Source organism: Streptomyces sp. NPDC029296, from assembly GCF_055569255.1.
Genome location: NZ_JBVHXT010000112.1, coordinates 1 through 1700 on the forward strand (window position 1 = coordinate 1; position 1700 = coordinate 1700).

Genomic DNA, 1700 nt, shown 5'->3' on the forward strand with positions numbered 1-1700 from the left:
AGGACTCACCCTCCTCGACACCGCCCTCACCGACCCCCACCCCACCCTCGTCCCCGCCAAACTCGACCTGACCGCCTACGCCCGCCACACCCCCGTCCCCACCCTCCTCCACCACCTGATCAAACCCACCCGCAAACAGGCGGGCACGGCCGCGCTGGGTACGGAGTCGTTCGCGGACCGGCTGGCCGGGCTCGGTGCCGAGGCGCGGGCGTCCGCTCTGCTCGACCTGGTGCGGGGCGAGGCGGCGGCGGCGCTCGGTCACGCCGGTGCCGACGCCGTACAGCCGGACCAGGCGTTCAAGAACCTGGGCTTCGACTCGCTGGCCGCCGTGGAGCTGCGCAACCGGCTCACCTCGGCGACCGGCGTCAAGCTCCCGGCCACCCTCGTTTTCGACCACCCCACACCGCAGGCACTGGCCACCCGCCTCCTGGAGGAACTGGTCACCGAGCCCGAGCGGCCCGAGCCGACGGCGTCCGAGGTCCTCGCGGAGCTGGACCGGCTGGAACGGGCGCTGGCCTCCGCCGCGCCGGACCCGGCGCTCCACCGCGAGCTGGGCAGGCGGCTGCACTCGCTCACGGCCCGCTGGGGCCAGACCGCCCCGGCGGCGGGCGAGGAATCCGGCATCGACCTCGCCGCGGCGAGCGACGACGAGCTGTTCGACCTCATCGACACCGAACTCGGCCTCTAGCGGCCCCGGTGCGCGGTCCCGGCCGTCACCGGTACGGCCGGGACCGCGCAGCCTCGCCCCGGCGCCTCACCAGGGGGTTCCGGGGCCCTGGATGCGCTCAACCGACAAGAAGGATCAGAGTCTTCATGAGCAACGACGAAAAGCTCCGTGACTATCTCAAGCGCGTGGTCGCCGAGTTGAAGCAGACTCAGGGCCGGCTGCGCGAGGTGGAGTCGGCCAGGTCGGAGCCGATCGCGATCGTCGGGATGGCCTGCCGGCTCCCCGGCGGGGTGACCACCCCGGAGGAGCTGTGGCGGCTGGTCGCCGACGGCACCGACGCCATCACCGAGTTCCCGGTCAACCGCGGCTGGAACACCGACGAGCTGTACGACCCCGACCCGGAGCGGTCCGGGAAGTCGTACGTCCGCGAGGGCGGGTTCCTGCACGACGCGGGGGAATTCGACGCCGGTTTCTTCGGGATCTCACCGCGCGAGGCCCTGTCGATGAACCCGCAGCAGCGGATCCTGCTGGAGACGGCCTGGGAGGCGTTCGAGCGGGCCGGGATCGCGCCGGGCACGCTCACGGGCAGCAGCGTCGGCGTGTACGCGGGGGTGATGTACCACGACTACGCGGTGGGGCTGACCGAGGTACCGCGTGAGGTCGAGGGCATGCTCAGCATCGGCAATTCGGGCAGCGCCACCTCGGGCCGCGTCTCCTACACCCTGGGGCTGGAGGGCCCGGCCGTCACCGTGGAGACGGCGTGCTCGTCGTCGCTGGTCGCGGTGCACCTGGCCGCGCAGGCGCTGCGCGGCGGGGAGTGCTCGATGGCGCTGGCGGGCGGGGTCGCGGTGATGGCGACGCCGGACACCTTCGTGGAGTTCTCGCGTCAGCAGGGTCTGTCCCGGGACGGCCGGTGCCGGGCGTTCGCCGCGTCGGCCGACGGCACCGGCTGGTCGGAGGGCGCCGGTCTCCTCCTGCTGGAACGCCTCTCCGACGCCCGCCGCAACAACCACCCCGTCCTCGCCGTCGTACG

2 protein-coding genes are annotated in these 1700 nt (G+C 72.9%); both read left to right on the forward strand.

What is annotated here, in order from left to right:
• A partial coding sequence (locus ACZ4W9_RS40260) for an acyl carrier protein (RefSeq protein ID WP_467944215.1) occupies positions 1-688 on the forward strand: 688 nt, incomplete at its 5' end.
• Between the two features lie 125 nt (positions 689-813).
• Positions 814-1700 (forward strand): beta-ketoacyl synthase N-terminal-like domain-containing protein (locus tag ACZ4W9_RS40265; RefSeq protein ID WP_467944216.1); only part of this gene is annotated, 887 nt, incomplete at its 3' end.